A 19,288-nucleotide genomic window follows, 5' to 3' on the forward strand; every position below is an offset into this window, starting at 1 on the left:
CGGGCGCGCCCCTTATTATGCCCCATCACACCCAGATTGTACGGATCGAGTCAATGTCTTCCTGGAAGCACGAATTCCCTCAGGCCTACGCCATGAGATACCTCAACCACGCGGCCGTGGCCCCGTGGCCCAAGCGCGCCGCGCAGGCCGTCACCGAATTCGCCGCCGAAAACTGCCAGTACGGTGCGCGCAACTATCCGACCTGGCTGGTCATGGAACAGCGCCTGCGCGAGCGCCTGACCCGCCTGCTCAATGCGCCGTCCAGCAGCGACATCGCCCTGGTGAAGAACACCTCCGAGGCTCTCTCCTTCGTCGCCTTCGGCCTCGACTGGCAGAGCGGCGACCAGGTGGTGATCAGCGACGAGGAGTTCCCCTCCAACCGGGTGGTCTGGGAAGCCCTGGCGCGCTTTGGCGTCGAGGTGGTGGAAGTCGGCCTGGGTGACACCCCCGAGGCCAATCTGTTGGCCGCCTGCGGTCCGCGCACCCGCCTGATGGCCATCAGCGCCGTGCAGTACGCCAGCGGCCTGCGCCTGGACCTGCCCCAGCTGGGCCAGGGCTGCGACGCCAAGGGCGTGCTGCTGTGCGTCGATGCCATCCAGCAACTGGGCGCCCTGCCCTTCGATGCCCAGGCCTGCAACTGCGCCTTCGCCATGGCCGACGGCCACAAGTGGATGCTCGGCCCGGAAGGCCTGGGGGTGTTCTATTGCCGCGCCGATCTGCGCGAGCAGCTGAAGCTGCACGAATACGGCTGGCACATGCTGGACAACGCCGGCGACTACAGCCAGCGTGAATGGCAACCGGCCAAGACGGCGATGCGCTTCGAGTGCGGCAGCCCGAACATGCTTGGCGCGGTGGCCCTGGAGGCGAGTCTGTCGCTGCTGGAAGATGCCGGCATGGAACAGGTGGGCAAAGACCTGCTGGCACGGATCGAACTGCTCGACAGCCATATCCGCCGTCTCCCCGGTGCCGTCCTGCATTCACCGGTCACTGCCGAGCGCCGCTCGGGCATCCTCACCTTCTCGCTCGAGGGCTGGGACAATCGCCAGCTGTTCGAGCGACTCAAGACCGCCGACGTGGTCTGCGCCCAACGCGGTCCGGGCATCCGCCTGTCGCCGCATTTCTATACCAGCGAGCACGTGCTGGAGCAGACACTGGATCTGATCGGGGCGCTGGCACGCTTCTAAGGGCCTGAAAGGCCCGAGATAGCCAATGTCGGGACGGCGCTATTCCAAAACTGTTTAAAAAACGTCCAATCCCGACTGGACCTTTCCCCGAGCTGGCCAATACTCAAGTGACTGGCCGCGTCGACCCCCGCGGCGCGGGCCAGGGAGGCGGCTCTCCGTCTGGGCGAACCGCTGGTCCGGCCCGGGTATCCCAGGATACCCGGGCCATTTTTTGCCTACAGGGTGGCGCGGGGAAACAGCCGGTGGAAGTTGGCGGTGGTCTGCTCGGCGAGGGTTTCCAGGGACACCCCGCGCACGTCGGCCAGGCACTGGGCGACCTCGACCACGAATTGCGGCAGGTTGGCCTTGCCGCGGTGGGGCACCGGCGCCAGATAGGGCGAATCGGTCTCCACCAGCAGGCGATCGGCCGGTACCTGGCGCGCGACGTCGCGCAGATCGGCGGCATTGCGGAAGGTCAGGATGCCGGAAAAGGAGATGTAGAAGCCCAGATCCAGCGCCGCCTTGGCCGTTGCCCAGTCCTCGGTGAAGCAGTGCAGCACCCCGGCGCCCGGCAGGTCGGCGGCCCCCAGCATGGCCAGGGTATCGGCGCGCGCCTCGCGGGTGTGGATCACCAGCGGCAGCCCCGTGCGCCGAGCCGCCTCGAGGTGCAGGGCGAAGGAGCGCTGCTGGATCTCGGCGGTGTCGGGCTGGTAGTGATAGTCGAGGCCGGTCTCGCCGATGGCGGCGACGCGCGGATGGGCCAGCCGCGCCAGCAGCCAGTCGAGATCGATGGCGCTGCCCTGAGCGGCATCCAGCGGATGGATGCCCACGGCGCAGTGGACGTCGGCATAGCGTTCGGCCAGGGCCTGCACCGTGGGGGCATTGTCGGCATCGACGCCGATGCAGAGGAACTGGCTGACACCCCGGGCGCGCGCGGCATCGAGCGCTGCATCCAGGGAGCCGTCATGAAGGGAAAGATCGAGTCGATCCAGGTGACAGTGGGAGTCGACGAAGTGCACGGGAAATAGCCTTGAATCAGCAGCGACGCCCCGCCCCGAGCGGGACGGCGCAGGCGTCACATGGTATGGGTGGGACGGTCCGACTTCAGCGAGCCGGCCAGATAGGTTTCGATCTTGTTGCGCGCGGTATTGTCGCCTTCGTTGAACTGCACGCCGACCCCGGCGGCTCTGTTGCCCTGGGCGCCCTTGGGTGTGATCCAGACCACCTTGCCGGCGACCGGGATCTTGTCCGGCTCGTCCATCAGGTTGAGCAGCATGAAGACCTCGTCGCCGAGCTTGTAGGTCTTGCCGGTCGGGATGAACAGGCCACCGTTGCGGATGAAGGGCATGTAGGCGGCGTAGAGCACCGACTTGTCCTTGATGGTGAGGGACAGGATGCCATTACGGGGGCCCAGGTTCTGCGGCAAACTCATGAGATTCTCTCGACACAGACAAGACGGACGCGCGGATCGCTAGCGTCCGGGCACCAGACCGGCCCAGCGGATCAACAGCGATTCCAGCAACAATACGCGGTTGAGGTTGGCTTTGCCCAGCACCTTCTGCCGCTCGGTATGCAGCCATTCCTGCAGGGCCAGCACCTCGTGCGGCGCGCTCTTCTCCGCCAGATAACCCAGCACCTTGGCCATGTCCGGCGCAGCCTCGGCATCGGCGCCACCCCACTGCTGGCGCAGGACACCATGGGTCCATTCGCAGAACCAGTCGAGCAGCAGCGGCAGGGGCACGGCATTCCAGCTCTCGGCCAGCTGACTGGGCGCCGCCTGGCGCTTGAGCAGGCGCTTGACCCCCTCCACCACTAGGGCCCGGCGGGCCAGCACGTCCTCGCCATGCAGACGCAGGGCCGCCAGCGGCGAGCCGCCGGCCAGCACCAGCAACTGGGTACGGACCTCCGCCTCGAGGTCCGGCAGGCGCTCGCCCAGCCAGGCGAGACTTTCAGCCCGCGAGGGCACCGGACAGGCCTGTTGCACGCAGCGACTGCGCACGGTGGGCAGCAGGCGGCTCGGCTGGTGGCTCACCAGCAGCAGCACGGTAGCGCCCGAGGGCTCTTCCAGGCTCTTGAGCAGGGCGTTGGCGGCATTGAGGTTCATCGCCTCGACCGGCTCCAGCAGGATCAGCTTGCGCCCGCCCAGCTGGGCGGTCTGGGAGACGAAGTCCACCAGGCCGCGGATCTGATCAACGCGAATGGGCTTTTCGGCCTCTTCCGGCTGGATCACGCAGTAATCGGGATGGGTCCCCGCCCTGAGCAGGGCGCAGGCCTTGCACTGGCCGCAGGCGGCAGCGCCCTGGGGCGCCTGGCACAGCAGCAGCGCGGCCAGGCGCTCGGCCAGGTCGCGCTTGCCGATGCCGCGCGGGCCATGCAGCAGATAGGCATGGGGATGCTGTCGCCGGGGCCAGATCCGCGCCCAGAGCTCCTCCTGCCAGGGATAGACGTCAGCCACCTGGCGTCGGCTCCAGGGTGGCGACCAGGGCCCGCAGCTCAGCCTGAACCTCGGCCAGACTGCGCGAGGCATCGATCAGGCGATAGCGCGCCGGCACGGCCTGGGCACGGTCCAGGTAGGTCTGGCGCACCGCCTCGAAGAAGGCGCGCTGCTCCTGTTCGAAACGATCCAGGGCGCCGCGCCGGGCCGCCCGTGCCAGGCCGATCTCCACCGGCAAGTCGAAGACCAGGGTCAGGTCGGGTTGCAGGTCGCCCAGCACGAAGGCTTCCAGGGTGGCGATGCGTTCCACGGGCACACCGCGGCCGCCGCCCTGATAGGCATAGGTCGCATCGACGAAACGATCGCAGAGCACCAGGGCACCGCGCGCCAGGGCGGGCCGGACGACCTGGGCCAGGTGCTGGGCGCGGGCGGCGAACATCAGCAGCAATTCGGTATCCACCGCCATGGGCTCGGCGGCCGGCGCCAGCAGGATCTCGCGGATGCGCTCGGCCAGTGGCGTGCCGCCCGGCTCACGGGTCAGCACCACCTCGCGCCCACCGCTGCCGAGGAGTTCGGCGAGATAGTCGCGGTTGGTGCTCTTGCCCGCGCCCTCGGGGCCTTCGAGGGTGATGAACAGGCCGTTTGCCGTCATGGGGTTTCCTTGCTGTCGGGCGTCTGCGGAGCGGGACTGGAGCGGTAGTCGGAGCGCCGCTTGAGCTGGAAGTCGCGAACCGCCTGGTTGTGCGCCTCCAGGTCCTTGGAAAAGACATGGCTGCCGTCACCACGGGCGACGAAATACAGGCTGTCGCCGTCCTTGGGATGCAGCGCCGCATGGATGGCCTCGCGACCGGGCATGGCAATCGGCGTCGGCGGTAGTCCCGCGTTGAGATAGGTGTTGTAGGGCGAGGGCTCGCGCAGATCGGCGCGGGTGATGCGGCCGTTGTAGCGCTCGCCCATGCCGTAGATCACGGTGGGATCGGTCTGCAGCAGCATGCCGGCCGCCAGGCGACGGACGAAGACCCCGGCGATCTCGTCGCGCTCCTCGGGCACGCCGGTCTCCTTCTCCACCAGCGAGGCCATGATCAGTGCCTGGTAGGCGTCCTTGTAGGGCACCGCGGGATCGCGTGCCTCCCACTCCTGATCGAGCACGGCCTGCAGGCGCTGGTTGGCCTGGCGCAACAGATCGGATTCGCGCTGGCCCTTCACATAGCGATAGGTGTCGGGAAAGAAACGCCCCTCGGGGTGCTGGCCGTCCAGGCCCAGGCGCTTCATCAGGGCGGCATCGTCCAGCTCGGCGGTGTCGTGCTCGAGCTTGGGCTGCCGCGCCAGGGCGGCGCGTACCTGACGGACATTCCAGCCTTCCACCAGGGTGAGCCCGTACTGCACCACTTCGCCCTTGCGCCAGAGGCTGAACAACTGTTCCACCGTCATGCCGGGGGTCAGGCGGTATTCACCGCTGTGCAGCGTCTGCCCGGCCAGATTGAAGCGCCAGTACAGGCGCAGCCAGAAGGCGCCATCAAGCACGCCCTGCTCTTCCAGGCGCAGCAGACTGCCCCCCGGGGTTCCGCCCTTGGGGATCTCGATCAGTTGCTCGCCGTCGACCTTCAGCGGCTGAATCAGCGCCTGGTGCTGGCGCCAACCGGCCAGGACCAGCAGCAGGCCGCCAGCGGCCAGCAGCGCCGTAAGCAGAGCTCTCGCCTTGCGCATCGGCTATTCCAGAATCTCGTTTATCGAACCTTGCAGTTTACGGGTCACCGGCCCCACGGACCAGTTCGCGGCTGCGTACCGGCGCACGGGCCAGATACCGTACTGGCTGTTGCAGAGGAAAACTTCGTCGGCCGCCAGCAGATCGTCCAGCGCCAGCGGCAGGACCTCGGCCTGGATGCCTTCCCGGGCAGCGATATCGAGCAGCAGACCGCGCAGCACGCCGGCCACGCCACAGCCGTCCAGCGCGGGGGTCAGCAGCCGCCCGGCGCGGACCAGGAACAGATTGCTGAACACGCCCTCGATCGGCCTGCCGTCCTGATCCAGCATCAGGCCTTCGGCATAGCGGGGGTCATTCCACTCCCCCCGCGCCAGGACCTGCTCGAGTCGATTCAGGTGCTTGAGTCCGGCCAGCAACGGCTGACGGGCCAGGCGGGTGGTGCAAGGATAGAGGTCGATGCCCTCGATGGCATGGGCCGCCGGATAGGCCGGGACGGGAGAGCCCAGCAACAGGCGCCGCACCTCGGGCTCGGCGGGCGGGGCATACCCGCGCAGGCCGTCACCGCGGGTGAGCAGCAGCTTGGCGACGCCCTCTCCCAGCAGCGCCGCATAGGCGCGGATCTCCGCGTCCAGCTGAGCGACATCGCAGGGAAGGCGCAGCCGCTGGCAACCGGTGACCAGCCGCTGCAGATGACGGTCCAGCAGACGTGGCTGGCCCCGGCGAACCGCGATGGTCTCGAACAGTCCATCGCCATAGGCCAGACCCCGGTCGCGTTGCAGACCGGGATCCAGCGGTTGGCCATTGAGCCAGTCCTGGATCAAGCGTCGAAGCGCCGGAACACCAGACTGCCGTTGGTGCCACCAAAGCCGAACGAGTTGGACAGGGCCACTTCGATGGGCCGCTGCCGCGCCTCGTGGGGCACGAAGTCCAGATCGCAGCCGTCGCTGGGATTGTCCAGATTGATGGTGGGCGGCGCCACCTGATCGCGCAGGGCGAGCACCGTGAAGATGGCCTCCACCGCGCCGGCGGCACCCAGCAGGTGACCAGTCATGGACTTGGTCGAACTCACGCTCAGGCGCTTGGCCTGCTCGCCGAACACCTGCTTCAGGGCCGCCACTTCGGCCAGGTCGCCAGCCGGCGTGGAGGTGCCATGGGCATTGACGTAATCGACCGCTTCCGGCGCGATACCGGCGTCCTTGAGGGTCGCCTTCATGCAGCGCGCGGCACCCGCGCCGTCTTCCGGCGGGGCGGTCATGTGGAAGGCGTCCGCGCTCATCCCGAAACCGATCAGCTCGGCATAGATGCGGGCGCCCCGCGCCTTGGCGTGCTCGTACTCTTCCAGCACCAGGGCGCCGGCCCCATCGGACAGCACGAAGCCGTCACGGTCGCGATCCCAGGGACGGCTGGCACGGGTCGGATCGTCGTTGCGGGTCGACAGGGCACGCGCCGCGCCGAAGCCGCCCAGACCCAGACCCGAGGTCGCCATCTCCGAACCGCCGGCGACCATGGCGTCGGCCTCACCGTAGGCGATGTTGCGCGCCGCCATGCCGATGCAGTGCGTCGCCGTGGTACAGGCGGTGGCAATGGCATAGTTGGGACCCTGCAGACCCAGGTGGATCGACAGGAAGCCGGACACCATGTTGATGATGGAGCCCGGTACGAAAAAGGGGGAAATACGGCGTGGACCCTGGGCGAGCAGCGACTGGCAATTCGCCTCGATATTGGTCAGTCCACCGATGCCGGAACCCATGGCGACACCCACGCGCTCGCGATTGCCATCGTTAATCTCGAGACCGCTGTCACGCATGGCCTGGAAGCTGGCAGCGAGACCGTATTGGATGAACAGATCCAGCTTGCGGGCTTCCTTCGCGGACAGGTACTGCTCCACGTCGAATCCCTTGACCGATCCGCCGATCCGCGTGCTGAAGGCAGAGACGTCCATATGCTCGATCGGCGCGATACCGCTGCGACCGGCCAGGATGCCTTCCCAGCTGCTCGCCACATCGGCGCCAAGCGGCGATACCATGCCCATACCCGTGATCACGACACGTCTACGCGACACACCCAACTCCTCTTGTCCTTCCGGGGCGGCCACCCCTCTTAAAAAAAGCCGATTCCATCAATCTTGACCTTGGACCTAAAGAAAAGCCGCACGCCCTACAGGACGTGCGGCTTCTTGTGTCCGAAACTGGCGACTACTTATTGCTGATGAGCAACGATGTAGTCGATAGCTTCCTGGACGGTGGTGATCTTCTCAGCCTGCTCGTCCGGGATTTCGGTCTCGAATTCCTCTTCCAGAGCCATCACCAGTTCGACGGTGTCAAGGGAGTCGGCGCCCAGATCCTCGACGAAGGAAGCGCTGTTGGTAACTTCCTCTTCCTTCACGCCGAGCTGCTCAGCGACGATCTTCTTAACGCGTTCTTCGATGGTGCTCATACCGTGTTCTCACTCCTAAAGGAAAAATCCGCACAACGGATTGCGCGTAAGTGTATAGAAAGGGATTTCCGTATTTCAAGCTGACGCGACATCAAGACGTATGCGCGGCCATTGCTGGTCCGACAGTTTACCAGCTTAGCGCAATAGCCGCGCGGGGGTAACGCCGGTCAGCTCATGTACATTCCGCCGTTGACGGGGATCGTGGCGCCGGTCACATAGGCCGCGCCCTCGCCCGCCAGGAAGCCGACCACCTTGGCGATCTCATCGGCCTGGCCGAGGCGACCGGCCGGGATCTGGGTCAGCAGCGCGGTGCGCTGGGCTTCCGGCAGTTCACGGGTCATGTCGGTGTCGATGAAACCCGGAGCCACGGCGTTGACGGTGATGTTGCGCGAACCCACCTCGCGGGCCAGTGCCCGGGTGAAGCCCTCGAGACCGGCCTTGGCGGCGGCATAGTTGGCCTGGCCGGCGTTGCCCATGGCACCCACCACCGAGCCGATACTGACGATGCGACCCCAGCGGCCCTTGGTCATGCCCTTGAGCACGGCCTTGGACAGGCGGAACAGGCTGTTGAGGTTGGTATCGATCACGTCGAACCACTCATCGTCCTTCATCCGCAGCATCAGGTTGTCGCGGGTGATGCCGGCGTTGTTGACCAGGATGGACGGGGCGCCGAACTGGGTCTGGACCTGCTCGAGGGCGGCCGCGACGGAGGCGTTGTCGGACACGTTGAGCACCAGGCCGGTGCCTTCGATGCCGTTGGCCTTGAGCGACTCGGCGATGCGCTGGGCGCCCGCCTCGCTGGTCGCGGTGCCGATCACGGTGGCGCCCAGCCGACCCAGTTCCAGGGCGATGGCTTGACCGATACCACGGGTAGCGCCCGTGACCAGGGCGACCTTACCTTGCAGACTCATCTCGTTTTCCTCGATTCAAAAAGCCGCGCGAGCGGCGGCGAAGGCGTCGGGGGTGTCCAGGGCCAGCGTTTCCACGCCCTTGACGCATCTCTTGTTCAGACCGGCCAGCACCTTGCCGGGGCCGCACTCCACCAGGTGGGTGACGCCCTGGGCCGCCAAGTACTGCACGGATTCGACCCAGCGCACCGGGCTGTACAGCTGGGCCAGCAGGTCCTGCTGGAGACTGTCCAGGTCGGTGTTGACGCCGGCATTGACGTTCTGCACCACCGGAATCTGCGGCTGGCTCCAGGTGCAGCCACGCACGTCCTCGGCGAAGCGCTCGGCCGCCGGGCGCATCAGTTCGCAATGGGAGGGCACGCTGACCGGCAGGGCCACGGCGCGCTTGGCGCCCAAGGCCTTGCAGGCCTCGATGGCGCGCTCCACCGCCGCGGCGGCACCGGCGATCACCACCTGACCGGGAGCATTGAAGTTGACTGCGCTGACGACCTCGCCCTGAGCGGCTTCGGCACAGGCGGCCAGCACCTGGGCGTCTTCCAGACCGAGGATGGCGGCCATGCCGCCTTGCCCGGCCGGCACCGCCTGCTGCATCAGCTCACCCCGGCGCGCCACCAGGCGGACCGCCTCGGCGAACGGCAGGCTGCCCGCGGCGACCAGTGCCGAGTATTCGCCCAGGCTGTGCCCGGCGACATAGGCCGGCTTGGCGCCGCCCTCGGCCAGCCACAGACGCCACAGCGCGATGGAGGCGGTCAGGATGGCGGGCTGGGTACGGTCGGTCTGGTTGAGCGACTCCTGCGGGCCCTGCTGGGTCAGCGCCCAGAGGTCGTAGCCGAGGACGGCGGAGGCCTCGGCGAAGGTTTCACCGATCAGTGCGTGGTGCGTGGCCAGCTCACCCAGCATGCCCAGGGCCTGGGAGCCCTGACCGGGAAAGACGAAAGCGAGAGAGGCAGACATAGGCAGGTCTCTTGTAGGTCCATTGCTGGCGAAACCGCGGTTCCGCCACTGACAGACTGAGATGTCGGTGTCGACCGGTCGGTCACACCGCTTTCAGAGCCGCCAAGTTTAACCGGATCCGCTCGGGGAGATCAGTCTCCACGTCGCGCAGGGCGCGCTCGATGGCCTGAACGAGACCGACTTCGCCTGCCGCGCCATGGCTTTTCACCACCACCGCATTCAGGCCGAGAAAGCTCGCGCCGTTGCGCAGCTCCGGATCCCAGTGGCGGAAACGCCGGGCCAGCCAGGGCTGCAGCAACTGACGCTCGAGCCAGGAGGCCGTGCCGCTGCGCTCGACCAGCAGGCGCAGCAACGCCTCGCCGGACTTGAGCACCGCATTGCCGGTGAAGCCATCGCAGACCACCACGTCCGCGACGGCGGCATAGAGATCGCTGCCCTCGACGAAGCCGATGAAATCGAAGGCCTGACTCTGGGCGAGGCGCCGTGCCGCCTCCTGGATCACCGGCGTGCCCTTGCCCGGTTCGCGCCCGACATTGAGTAGCGCGACCCTTGGCCGCACCAGGCCACGCGCCTGGGCCGCACCCGCCCCCAGATAGGCGAATTGCACCAGCTGTTCGGCAGAGCTGTCGAGATTGGCGCCGAGATCGAGCAGCAGCGTCTGGTGCTCTCCCCGTCCAGGCAACGCCGACATCATCGCGGGGCGATCGATGTCCGGCAGCGTCCCCAGCAGCTGTCGCGCGAGCGCCATCCAGGCCCCGGTATTGCCGGCGCTCAGGCAGCCCTGGGCACGCCCCTGCCGGACCGCGTCGAGCGCAGCATGCATGGACGTCCGGGTACGACTGCGCACCACGGCAGCGGGGCGTTCATCGGGCCCGACAAGGGCATCGACGTAGTCGAACTGCAGGCGATTGGCGAGAGAGGCAGGCGGTGACCAGGCCGACAGGGCGTCGCGCTGACCACAGAGGAGAAGATGTAGGGCGGGGAAACGCTCGAGAGCGTCGAATGAAGCAGGAACAATGCAGCGGGGACCGAAGTCCCCGCCCATTGCATCGATCGCGATGACGATTTCGATCGAGGATTACTCGTCGGAACCCTTGTCGATCACTTTGCGACCGCAGTAGAAACCGTCGGGCGACACGTGGTGGCGCAGGTGAACTTCACCGGTGCTCTTTTCCACGGACAGAGCGTTCGCTTCGAGGGCGTCGTGCGAACGACGCATGTCGCGAGCGGAACGGGATTTTTTGTTCTGCTGAACAGCCATGATTTAACTCCTAAACGTTTGGGTCACGCTTCAACTGCGCAAGTACACTGAACGGGTTGGGTCGCTTTTCCTCGTCCGCCGGCTCTTCGGGCGCCTCGAAACCTTCCGGATGCTGGCAATCCCCTTCCGGATGCACAGGGATGATCGGCAGAGCGAGCAACAGCTCTTCTTCGATCAGGCTATGCAGATCCAGCGGATCTTCGCCAACCTCCAGGGCATCGTAACCCTGTGGCAAGGCATCGGCCGACTGCCCCTCCCAGAGCACGGCGAAATCGAATTCGCTGTGGATGGGAAGCACTGCCGGCTCCAGACAACGCTGGCAGATCATCTCGACCGCGGTATCGAGGACACCGTGGATGACGAACTGCCGCTGTTGATCACGCCCGAAGTCGAGGACGACGGCTACCGCGCCTTCGGACTTCACGAGCTGCTCGCCGACACGCCGCATGTTCGCGAGAGGCAGCTCACCCTTGAGGGTTACGCCGCGATCCGCCAATTTGCGAGGATCGACCTGAGGTGGAATTGGCCCATTCAACATAAGCGCGCCATTATAGGGACGGCCTTACGGCTGTCAAAGGAAATTAACCCCGAAGCGACTCCGACCGACCTCTGGTCGATCTCGCCCGAGAACAAACTGATGCCTCTCATTCTACTCGCTTCCAGCTCGCCTTACCGCCGCCAATTGCTGGAAAGACTCCAGCTGCCCTTTGCTCATCGGTCGCCGGACATCGACGAAACGCCACGGCCTGACGAAAGCCCGAGGGCGCTAGTGGAGCGCCTGGCCCGGGCCAAGGCCGCTGCCCTGGCCGACCAGCCGGAGCCGACCCTGATCATCGGCTCGGATCAGGCGACCGCCATCGACGGCGAGATTCTCGGCAAGCCCCTGACCCATGAGCGAGCCCGGCAGCAACTGGCCCGGGCCAGCGGTCGCACCCTGGTGTTCCATACCGGACTGGCCGTGCTGGACAGCCGCACCGGGGAGTGCCGCAGCGAGGTGGTGGATTTCCAGGTGCGCTTTCGCCCGCTCGAGGCTGCGACCATCGACCGCTACCTGCTGGCGGAACAGCCCTACGATTGCGCCGGCAGCTTCAAGGCCGAGGGCCTGGGCATCGCCTTGTTCGAGGCCATGCAGGGGGACGACCCGACCAGCCTGATCGGCCTCCCCCTCATCCGCCTCGCCGCACTGCTGCGGGAGGCTGGCCTGCAGGTCCCTTGAGACCTGCAGGCTGTCGCCCTAGCGCAGCGCCGGACCCTGCCAGCCCATGTAAAGCGCCAGGCGCTCGGCGACACTGGCGCCCAGGCGCTTGGCGAAACGGTCGAAGGGCGAGTCTTCCTGGGTGTAGTCGACCAGCCGCTCTTCCTTGACCACATCGCGCGCCACATAGCTGGCGCTGCCGAGGCCATCGATCAGCCCCAGGGACAGCGCCTGCTCGCCGGACCAGACCAGCCCGGAGAACAGCTCCGGATGACCCTCGACCTTGAGCCGGTCGCCACGCCCCTTCTTGACGCTGTCGATGAACTGCTGATGGGTGGTATCCAGCACCTGCTGCCAGAATCGGGTCTCTTCGGGCTTCTGCGGCTGGAAGGGATCGAGGAAGGCCTTGTGTTCGCCCGAGGTGTAGACCCGGCGTTCCACGCCCAGCTTTTCCATGGTGCCGACGAAACCGAAGGAAGCCGCCGTCACGCCGATGGAGCCGACCAGGCTGGCCTTGTCGGCATAGATGGCGTCGGCCGCGCTGGCCACATAGTAGGCGCCAGAGGCCCCGAGGTCGGTGATCACCGCATACAGCTTGATATCCGGATGCAGACCGCGCAGGCGCTTGATCTCGTCATAGATGTAGCCGGACTGCACCGGACTGCCGCCCGGACTGTTGATGCGCAGCACCACGCCACGGGTGTTGCTGTCGTCGAAGGCCTTGCGCAGGGCCGTGACCACATTGTCGGCACTGGCCTTTTCGTCGTCGGCGATCACGCCCTTGAGTTCGATGAGCGCGGTATGGGCGCCGGACTCGGTCACCCCACCCTTCTTGCCCAGCGACAGCAGGGGCGTGAACAGCACCAGCATGACGATCAGGTAGGCGAAGGTCAGCAGCTTGAAAAAGATGCCCCAGCGCCGCGCCCGCCGCTGCTCGCGCACGCTGGCGAGCATGGTCTTCTCGATCAGGGCCCAGGTCTTGTCGTCCGCCGGACGCGTACGTCCGCTGTCTTCCTTCCACTCGTCAGCCATGCCCAACCTCACTCCTGACCACAACGTTGTCACCCAGCCATAGCGCCAGGTCCGCGAAAGCTTCGATCACCAGGCGCGGCCCGAAATCCCTCAGCACCTCGGCCGGCTGGGCACCATAGGCCACCCCGACCGCAGCGACCCCGGCGCGACGGGCCATTTCCAGGTCGAACACCGCATCCCCGATCAGCAGGGCGCGCTCCGGCGCCACGCGGCAATGGGCGAGAATCTCCTCGACCATTTGCGGATCGGGCTTGCCGGCGGCCTCGTCGGCGCAACGGGTGATGTCGAAGAACTCGCTCAGGCCATGCTGCTGCAGCGAACGGGCCAGGCCGCGCCGGCTCTTACCCGTCGCCACGGCCAGCTGGTAACCCAGGGCGCGAAAGCGCTGCAGCCCGCTCAGCACCTCGGGAAACAGAGGCGACGCCTGCTGTTCGCGACGGACGAATTCGGCGCTGTAGGCATCGCGAAAGCCCTCGATCTGCGCCGGAGTGACCAGATGCGGATAGAGCGTCTGGATGGCCGCGACCAGCTCCAGGCCGATGATGCCCTTGACGGCCACGTCGCTGCGCGGTGGCAAGCCCAGCTGCTCGGCCGCCACGTGCATCACCTCGACGATCCGGCCGATGGAATCCGCCAGGGTGCCGTCCCAGTCGAAGATCAGCAGCTGGTAATCAGGCATCCAGACGCTCCAGCGTCTGACTCCAGGTGCTGTCGACCGGCGCCTCCAGGCGCAACTCGCCGCCTTCGGGCAGCGGAATAACCAGGCTCGCCGAGTGCAGGAACAGCCGCTTGCCGCCCAGCTCGCGAATCTCCTGGGAGAAGTCTTCGTCGCCGTATTTGGGATCGCCGGCGATGGCGTGCCCGGCGTGGCGGGCATGGACGCGGATCTGGTGGGTACGCCCGGTCACCGGCCGCGCCTCGACCAGGGTGGCGAATTCGCCATAGCGCCGCAGCACGCGGAATTCGGTGAGCGCCTCCTTGCCTTCGTCATTGACCTCGACCATGCGCTCACCGGATCTGAGGGTGTTCTTGAGCAGGGGCGCGCTGATCTTCTTCTTGGCCGCCGGCCAATGGCCGCGCACCAGGGCGTGATAGCGCTTATCGACGCCGTCGCCGCGCAGGGCCTCGTGCAAGAAGCGCAGCATGCTGCGCTTCTTGGCGATCATCAGCAGCCCGGAGGTATCCCGGTCGAGACGATGGACCAGCTCGATGTCGCGGGCGTCGGGACGCAGTTGGCGAAAGACCTCGATGACCCCACCGGACAGGCCACTACCGCCGTGCACGGCGATCCCGGCCGGCTTGTTGATGACGATGAGGGCCTTGTCCTCGTGAACGATGGAATCCTCCAGACGCTCGAGCAGCCCCCTGGCCAGGGGCGCCGGCTCGTCGGGCTCGGACAGACGCAGCGGCGGTACGCGGATCTGGTCGCCGGCCTGCAGGCGGTAGTCGGGCTTGATGCGGCCCTTGTTCACCCGTACTTCGCCCTTGCGCAGGATGCGATAGATGAGGGTCTTGGGCGCACCCTTGAGGTGGGTACGCAGGAAGTTGTCGATGCGCTGGCCGGCATAGTCGGCGGGCACATCGAGCAGTTGAACGCCGGTGCTGGGAGAAGGAGGCTTAGTCATCGGCAGATGATAGCAATTTTCCCTTATTTGAAGCACTTAAAGCTTGCTGCTATAGTCCGGAGGCGGTTATCAGTCCTGTCTGGATGGCACCGCTCGCGAGGCCGTAGATTCCGCCCGCGAATATAGGCTGCAAATGCAATAGTCACTGGACGTCTGGCCGTCCAGCAGAACGCCGACTCTGCCCAAGGGGTTGAGTGGCGATCTGCGATCCGCCTGGTAACCAAGGCAGCGGCACCCAGGGTGCCAGCTGTAAAACGACAACCGCTCCGGACCTTGCGGGCGGCACCTGATTCCTGAAGATTGTGTGCAGGATGGAGATGCACAACCAGCGTATCGCGTAGCCTGACAGTACGCCTGCAGCCCGCTTCGCGCCCAGCTTCGGCCAAGGTGACGATCGCAGGTGGAAGCCTCAAGGCCAACGGCCGATGCTCCAACCGAGCGACACCTGACACGAATCCCGCGACGACCCGGCTGCCCGAGCCTTTCGGCTGTCACGCCCGCACCATGCCTGGTTGATTCCTCCTCCTGTGGAGCTGCAACGGCAGTCGCTCAAGCGCCTGCAGGAGACGTAGTCGCGGCACGCCCCAGGGCCTGCTGCTGGACACGAAGGCCGGCTTTGCCCGGCTTCGATACGACCCCGTGCACCCTTCTCTTGAATCCTGTTGCCACCCTGCGGGCCGAGAGCCCGGAACGTAGTGGTATTACATGAAGAGAATGCTCATCAACGCGACCCAGCCCGAGGAATTGCGGGTTGCACTGGTCGACGGTCAACGGCTGTTCGACCTGGACATCGAGTCCGGAGCCCGCGAACAGAAAAAGGCCAACATCTACAAAGGCCGCATCACCCGCATCGAACCCAGTCTGGAAGCCGCCTTCGTCGACTTCGGCGCCGATCGCCACGGCTTCCTCCCGCTGAAGGAAATCTCCCGGGAATACTTCAAGAAGAACCCGGAAGGCCGCGTCAACATTAAGGAAGTGCTCTCCGAAGGCCAGGAAGTAGTCGTCCAGGTCGAAAAGGAAGAGCGCGGCAACAAGGGCGCCGCCCTGACCACCTTCATCAGCCTCGCCGGTCGCTACCTGGTGCTGATGCCCAACAATCCCCGTGCCGGCGGCATCTCCCGTCGCATCGAGGGTGAAGAGCGCAACGAACTGCGCGAAGCCCTGAACGGCCTGAATGCCCCGGGCGACATGGGCCTGATCGTGCGCACCGCCGGCCTGGGCCGCAGCACCGAAGAACTGCAGTGGGACCTCGATTACCTGCTGCAACTCTGGTCCGCCATCACCGAAGCCTCGGGTGAGCGCAAGGGCCCCTTCCTGATCTATCAGGAAAGCAACGTCATCATCCGCGCCATCCGCGACTACCTGCGTCAGGACATCGGTGAAGTCCTGGTCGACAGCGTCGAAGCCCAGGAAGAAGCCCTGAGCTTCATCCGTCAGGTGATGCCGCAGTACGCCAGCAAGATCAAGCTCTATCAGGACAGTGTCCCGCTGTTCAATCGCTTCCAGATCGAAAGCCAGATCGAGACCGCCTTCCAGCGTGAAGTGAAGCTGCCGTCAGGCGGCTCCATCGTCATCGATCCCACCGAGGCCCTGGTGTCCATCGACATCAACTCGGCGCGCGCCACCAAGGGTGGCGACATCGAAGAAACCGCCCTGCAGACCAACCTGGAAGCGGCCGAGGAAATCGCCCGTCAGCTGCGCCTGCGCGACATCGGCGGCCTGATCGTCATCGACTTCATCGACATGACCCCGGTCAAGAACCAGCGCGCCGTGGAAGATCGCGTCCGCGAAGCCCTGGAAGCCGACCGCGCCCGCGTGCAGATCGGTCGCATCTCCCGCTTCGGCCTGCTGGAAATGTCCCGCCAGCGCCTGCGCCCTTCCCTGCGCGAAACCAGCGGCATCGTCTGCCCCCGTTGCAACGGCCAGGGCATCATCCGCGACGTGGAATCCCTGTCGCTGGCCATCCTGCGCCTGATCGAGGAAGAAGCCCTCAAGGATCGCACCGCCGAGGTGCGCGCCCACGTACCCATCCAGGTGGCGTCCTTCCTGCTCAACGAGAAGCGCAACAGCATCACCAAGATCGAGCTGCGCACCCGCGTGCGCATCATCATCCTGCCGGACGATCACATCGAGACCCCGCACTTCGAAGTGCAGCGTCTGCGTGACGACAATCCCGAGCTGCTGAACAGCCAGTCCAGCTACGAGATGGCCAACACCGAAGCCGAAGAGGTGCAGCCGGTCAGCTCCACCCGTACCCTGGTGCGCCAGGAAGCGGCCGTGAAGGTGGCGCCCGAGCGCGCACCGGCTCCCACCCCGGTCGCCGCCGAAGTGGTCGCCCCCGCTGCCCCTGCCGCCAAGACCAGCGCCGAGCCGAACCTGTTCAAGGGTCTGGTGAAGTCCCTGGTCAGCCTGTTCGCCGGCAAGACCGAAGAGCAGCCCATGGTCGACAAGACCGCTGCCACTCCGGAAGCGCCCAAGAGCAGCGACGAGCAGCGTCGCCAGGACGAGCGCCGCAACGGTCGTCAGCAGAATCGCCGCCGTGAAGGCCGCCGTGACGACGAGCGCAAGCCGCGTGAAGAACGCCAGCCGCGCGCTGATCGCGGCGAGCGCAGCGAGCGCCCGGCCCGCGAAGAGCGCAAGCCGCGTGAAGAGCGCCAGCCGCGCGAAGAGCGTCAGGTTCGTGAAGACCGCCCGGCTCGCGAGGAGCGTCAGCCCCGCGAAGAGCGCGCCAATCGCGAAGAGCGCCAACCGCGCGAAGAACGCCAGCCCCGCGAGGAGCGTCAACCGCGCGAAGAGCGTCAGCCCCGCGAGGAGCGTGCCACTCGCGAAGAGCGCCAGCCGCGTGAAGAGCGTCAGCCCCGCGAAGAGCGTCAACCTCGTGAGGAGCGTCAACCCCGCGAAGAGCGCGTGAGCGCTGAAGAGCGTCCGGCTCGCGAAGAGCGTCAGCCGCGTGAAGAGCGCAAGCCGCGTGAAGAGCGTCAGCCGCGCGAAGAACGCAAGGCCCGCGAAGAGCGCCAGGAAGCGGCCAGCGCCGAAGAGCTGAACGAAGAAGAGGTGCTGGAAGGCAACGAAGAGCTGGAAGAAGGCGAAGAGCGTCCGCGTCGCCGTTCCCGCGGCCAGCGTCGTCGCAGCAACCGTCGCGAGCGTCAGCGTGATGCCAACGGCAACTTCATCGAAGACGAAGAGCAAGGTACTGCAGCCACCGACACCCCTGTCGCGCCGGCCGCGGTCGCCCTGGGTACCGCCGTCGTGGTCAGCGAAAGCGTGACCGCCATTGCCACCCAGGAAGAGGTTCGTGACGTTCGCCAGCAGGAGTCGGCAGCCACCGCCGAACCCCCGGCCGCCACCGAAGCCACCCAGGAGGCTGCAATGGAGCAGCCCGCAGCGGACGCCCCTGCCCAGCCGGAGATCCTCACCCCCCAGGTGAGCCAGCTGCAGGACGAGCGTGCGCCGCACCAGGAAGTCAAGATCACCACGCCGGTGGTCGAGCAGACCGCTCCGGTAACGGCCACCGCGCCCATTCCCGCGGCACCGGTCGAGACCGAAGCTGCGGAATCGGCTGCCGGTCGCGCCTCCAACGATCCGCGTGAGCGCCGTCGTCGCGAGCGCCTGGCACGTGAAGCCGAAGCGGCACGCGCCAAGCAGGCCGAGCAGGACGCTCAGGCCCCTGCCCTGGGTGCCATTGCAGAAACCGAGGAAACCTTCGCCACCGCGGCGGTAGGTACCGTCGAGCCGCAACAGACGCCCGAGGCCCAGCCGGCCCCGATCGCTGAAGAGCTGCCTGCAGCCGAAGCCGAATCGGCGCCGATCGTGGTGGAAGAGCCCGTGGAAACCGTGCCCAGCCCTGCGCAGGAAGAAGCGGCTACCGTCGCCCTGACCGGCGAAGCCGACACCCCTGCGGAGGCTCCCAAGGCCGATGCGGTGAAAGAGGATGAAGCCACCCAGGCCGAACTCGATCGCAAGCTCAAGGAGTCGCGGGAAAATCATCCCGGCTGATCTCCGCCAGCCATGAAAAGGGGCGCCTAGGCGCCCCTTTTTTATGCCTCGAATTCGAGTGGGCATGGCGCACCGAGGGTGACGAGCCGGTCCCGATAGATCGATACAGGCTAGCCCTCTACGCACTGGAGCCCTACCCGCGATAAAGGCCTGCCTGGCTGGGCTTCGGCGGTGGAGCTGCCGCAACCCAACCTACGGGCCCAGGGAATCGACGTAGGTTGGCGCCGAGCGTAGCGAAGCCCAACACGGGGAGATGGGCTGATTGTTGGGCTTCGCCGGTGGAGTTGCCTCAACCCAACCTTGTATCTCTCCCGGGTAATGGGATTAGCTACCTCATTACCCGGAGCCGGTTAAGCACCTACCCAACCTGAGCACTCGATGCTGTACCGTAGAGTGTGCCTGCCGGCTCCCTTTCTCTACATCCTGAATGGTATCCAAGCCCCTCTGCGGGAGTGAGGCTGTATGCACAAGGCAAGGAGCGAGAAATGGCGATCATCGGTATCGACATCAGCAAGCACAAATTCGATTGTCTGTGGCTGCGTGACGTCCGCAGCCTGAAGGTGAAAACCAAGGTCTTCG

At 66.0% G+C, this 19,288-nt stretch carries 19 protein-coding genes; 3 read left to right on the forward strand and 16 right to left on the reverse strand.

The window, feature by feature from the left end; translation table 11 throughout:
- Positions 1–53: 53 nt before the first annotated feature.
- Entirely contained in the window at positions 54–1,184 is a 1,131-nt protein-coding gene (locus tag PSK12I2_RS0114940) for an aminotransferase class V-fold PLP-dependent enzyme (RefSeq protein ID WP_027599026.1), read from the forward strand.
- A gap of 215 nt (positions 1,185–1,399) precedes the next feature.
- On the opposite strand, the gene PSK12I2_RS0114945 is transcribed toward PSK12I2_RS0114940, so the two are convergent.
- The 13 genes from PSK12I2_RS0114945 to PSK12I2_RS0115005 form a co-directional block, all read right to left on the reverse strand.
- The gene (locus PSK12I2_RS0114945; RefSeq protein ID WP_027599027.1) at positions 1,400–2,182 is read right to left on the reverse strand and encodes a TatD family hydrolase; all 783 of its coding nucleotides are present in this window, start codon (positions 2,180–2,182) and stop codon (positions 1,400–1,402) included.
- A 56-nt stretch (positions 2,183–2,238) separates the two neighbouring features.
- A complete protein-coding gene (locus PSK12I2_RS0114950; protein WP_017641886.1) occupies positions 2,239–2,595 on the reverse strand; it encodes a PilZ domain-containing protein in 357 nt (118 codons plus the stop codon).
- A gap of 39 nt (positions 2,596–2,634) precedes the next feature.
- Positions 2,635–3,618, reverse strand: a complete 984-nt coding sequence (locus tag PSK12I2_RS0114955; protein WP_027599028.1) for a DNA polymerase III subunit delta' — start codon at positions 3,616–3,618, stop codon at positions 2,635–2,637.
- A complete protein-coding gene (tmk, locus tag PSK12I2_RS0114960; protein ID WP_027599029.1) occupies positions 3,611–4,249 on the reverse strand; it encodes a dTMP kinase in 639 nt (212 codons plus the stop codon). Before tmk ends, PSK12I2_RS0114955 begins: the two co-directional genes overlap by 8 nt.
- Entirely contained in the window at positions 4,246–5,304 is a 1,059-nt protein-coding gene (mltG, locus tag PSK12I2_RS0114965; protein ID WP_027599030.1) for an endolytic transglycosylase MltG, read from the reverse strand. The genes tmk and mltG overlap by 4 nt, the downstream gene beginning before the upstream one ends.
- Before the next feature lie 3 nt (positions 5,305–5,307).
- Positions 5,308–6,120: an aminodeoxychorismate lyase gene (gene pabC, locus PSK12I2_RS0114970; protein WP_027599031.1), complete on the reverse strand. Its 813-nt coding sequence runs from the start codon at positions 6,118–6,120 to the stop codon at positions 5,308–5,310.
- Positions 6,120–7,364 carry a beta-ketoacyl-ACP synthase II gene (fabF, locus tag PSK12I2_RS0114975; RefSeq protein ID WP_007160596.1) on the reverse strand — a complete coding sequence of 415 codons (1,245 nt, stop codon included), beginning with the start codon at positions 7,362–7,364 and terminating at the stop codon, positions 6,120–6,122. Before fabF ends, pabC begins: the two co-directional genes overlap by 1 nt.
- A gap of 137 nt (positions 7,365–7,501) precedes the next feature.
- The gene (gene acpP / locus PSK12I2_RS0114980; RefSeq protein WP_007160597.1) at positions 7,502–7,738 is read right to left on the reverse strand and encodes an acyl carrier protein; all 237 of its coding nucleotides are present in this window, start codon (positions 7,736–7,738) and stop codon (positions 7,502–7,504) included.
- A 167-nt stretch (positions 7,739–7,905) separates the two neighbouring features.
- Positions 7,906–8,649, reverse strand: coding sequence for a 3-oxoacyl-ACP reductase FabG (gene fabG, locus PSK12I2_RS0114985; protein ID WP_007160598.1), 744 nt, complete (start codon positions 8,647–8,649; stop codon positions 7,906–7,908).
- A 15-nt stretch (positions 8,650–8,664) separates the two neighbouring features.
- Positions 8,665–9,600 carry an ACP S-malonyltransferase gene (gene fabD, locus PSK12I2_RS0114990; RefSeq protein ID WP_007160599.1) on the reverse strand — a complete coding sequence of 312 codons (936 nt, stop codon included), beginning with the start codon at positions 9,598–9,600 and terminating at the stop codon, positions 8,665–8,667.
- Between the two features lie 82 nt (positions 9,601–9,682).
- On the reverse strand, positions 9,683–10,672 hold the full coding sequence (gene plsX / locus PSK12I2_RS0114995) for a phosphate acyltransferase PlsX (protein WP_371100622.1): 990 nt from the start codon (positions 10,670–10,672) through the stop codon (positions 9,683–9,685).
- A gap of 6 nt (positions 10,673–10,678) precedes the next feature.
- Entirely contained in the window at positions 10,679–10,861 is a 183-nt protein-coding gene (gene rpmF, locus PSK12I2_RS0115000) for a 50S ribosomal protein L32 (RefSeq protein WP_027599033.1), read from the reverse strand.
- A gap of 10 nt (positions 10,862–10,871) precedes the next feature.
- The gene (locus PSK12I2_RS0115005) at positions 10,872–11,399 is read right to left on the reverse strand and encodes a YceD family protein (protein ID WP_027599034.1); all 528 of its coding nucleotides are present in this window, start codon (positions 11,397–11,399) and stop codon (positions 10,872–10,874) included.
- A gap of 99 nt (positions 11,400–11,498) precedes the next feature.
- On the opposite strand from PSK12I2_RS0115005, the gene PSK12I2_RS0115010 reads away from it, so the two are divergent.
- Complete coding sequence (locus PSK12I2_RS0115010; protein ID WP_027599035.1) at positions 11,499–12,077, forward strand: nucleoside triphosphate pyrophosphatase; 579 nt, start codon at positions 11,499–11,501, stop codon at positions 12,075–12,077.
- Between the two features lie 18 nt (positions 12,078–12,095).
- Here PSK12I2_RS0115010 and sppA read toward each other — a convergent pair whose 3' ends face one another.
- Genes sppA through rluC form a run of 3 tightly spaced genes read right to left on the reverse strand, consistent with a single transcriptional unit; the run spans position 12,096 to position 14,713 of the window.
- Complete coding sequence (sppA, locus tag PSK12I2_RS0115015; RefSeq protein ID WP_007160604.1) at positions 12,096–13,088, reverse strand: signal peptide peptidase SppA; 993 nt, start codon at positions 13,086–13,088, stop codon at positions 12,096–12,098.
- Positions 13,081–13,767, reverse strand: a complete 687-nt coding sequence (locus PSK12I2_RS0115020) for an HAD-IIIA family hydrolase (protein WP_007160605.1) — start codon at positions 13,765–13,767, stop codon at positions 13,081–13,083. Before PSK12I2_RS0115020 ends, sppA begins: the two co-directional genes overlap by 8 nt.
- On the reverse strand, positions 13,760–14,713 hold the full coding sequence (rluC, locus tag PSK12I2_RS0115025) for a 23S rRNA pseudouridine(955/2504/2580) synthase RluC (RefSeq protein WP_007160606.1): 954 nt from the start codon (positions 14,711–14,713) through the stop codon (positions 13,760–13,762). The genes PSK12I2_RS0115020 and rluC overlap by 8 nt, the downstream gene beginning before the upstream one ends.
- Positions 14,714–15,418: 705 nt before the next feature.
- Between rluC and rne the strand changes: the two genes are divergently transcribed.
- Positions 15,419–18,709 carry a ribonuclease E gene (gene rne, locus PSK12I2_RS0115030; protein ID WP_027599036.1) on the forward strand — a complete coding sequence of 1,097 codons (3,291 nt, stop codon included), beginning with the start codon at positions 15,419–15,421 and terminating at the stop codon, positions 18,707–18,709.
- The last annotated feature ends 579 nt before the right edge of the window (positions 18,710–19,288 follow it).

Origin of the sequence: Pseudomonas sp. MOIL14HWK12:I2 (genome assembly GCF_000510745.1) — a bacterium.
GTDB lineage: Bacteria > Pseudomonadota > Gammaproteobacteria > Pseudomonadales > Pseudomonadaceae > Chryseomonas > Chryseomonas oryzihabitans.

Excerpts from the sequence above, each read along its gene's own strand:
- PSK12I2_RS0114940 (WP_027599026.1), top strand. The coding sequence starts at position 54 with ATGTCTTCCTGGAAGCACGAATTCCCTCAGGCCTACGCCATGAGATAC.
- PSK12I2_RS0114950 (WP_017641886.1), bottom strand. The coding sequence starts at position 2,595 with ATGAGTTTGCCGCAGAACCTGGGCCCCCGTAATGGCATCCTGTCCCTC.
- tmk (WP_027599029.1), bottom strand. The coding sequence starts at position 4,249 with ATGACGGCAAACGGCCTGTTCATCACCCTCGAAGGCCCCGAGGGCGCG.
- mltG (WP_027599030.1), bottom strand. The coding sequence starts at position 5,304 with ATGCGCAAGGCGAGAGCTCTGCTTACGGCGCTGCTGGCCGCTGGCGGC.
- acpP (WP_007160597.1), bottom strand. The coding sequence starts at position 7,738 with ATGAGCACCATCGAAGAACGCGTTAAGAAGATCGTCGCTGAGCAGCTC.
- fabG (WP_007160598.1), bottom strand. The coding sequence starts at position 8,649 with ATGAGTCTGCAAGGTAAGGTCGCCCTGGTCACGGGCGCTACCCGTGGT.
- fabD (WP_007160599.1), bottom strand. The coding sequence starts at position 9,600 with ATGTCTGCCTCTCTCGCTTTCGTCTTTCCCGGTCAGGGCTCCCAGGCC.
- rpmF (WP_027599033.1), bottom strand. The coding sequence starts at position 10,861 with ATGGCTGTTCAGCAGAACAAAAAATCCCGTTCCGCTCGCGACATGCGT.
- PSK12I2_RS0115005 (WP_027599034.1), bottom strand. The coding sequence starts at position 11,399 with ATGTTGAATGGGCCAATTCCACCTCAGGTCGATCCTCGCAAATTGGCG.
- PSK12I2_RS0115010 (WP_027599035.1), top strand. The coding sequence starts at position 11,499 with ATGCCTCTCATTCTACTCGCTTCCAGCTCGCCTTACCGCCGCCAATTG.
- sppA (WP_007160604.1), bottom strand. The coding sequence starts at position 13,088 with ATGGCTGACGAGTGGAAGGAAGACAGCGGACGTACGCGTCCGGCGGAC.
- PSK12I2_RS0115020 (WP_007160605.1), bottom strand. The coding sequence starts at position 13,767 with ATGCCTGATTACCAGCTGCTGATCTTCGACTGGGACGGCACCCTGGCG.
- rluC (WP_007160606.1), bottom strand. The coding sequence starts at position 14,713 with ATGACTAAGCCTCCTTCTCCCAGCACCGGCGTTCAACTGCTCGATGTG.
- rne (WP_027599036.1), top strand. The coding sequence starts at position 15,419 with ATGAAGAGAATGCTCATCAACGCGACCCAGCCCGAGGAATTGCGGGTT.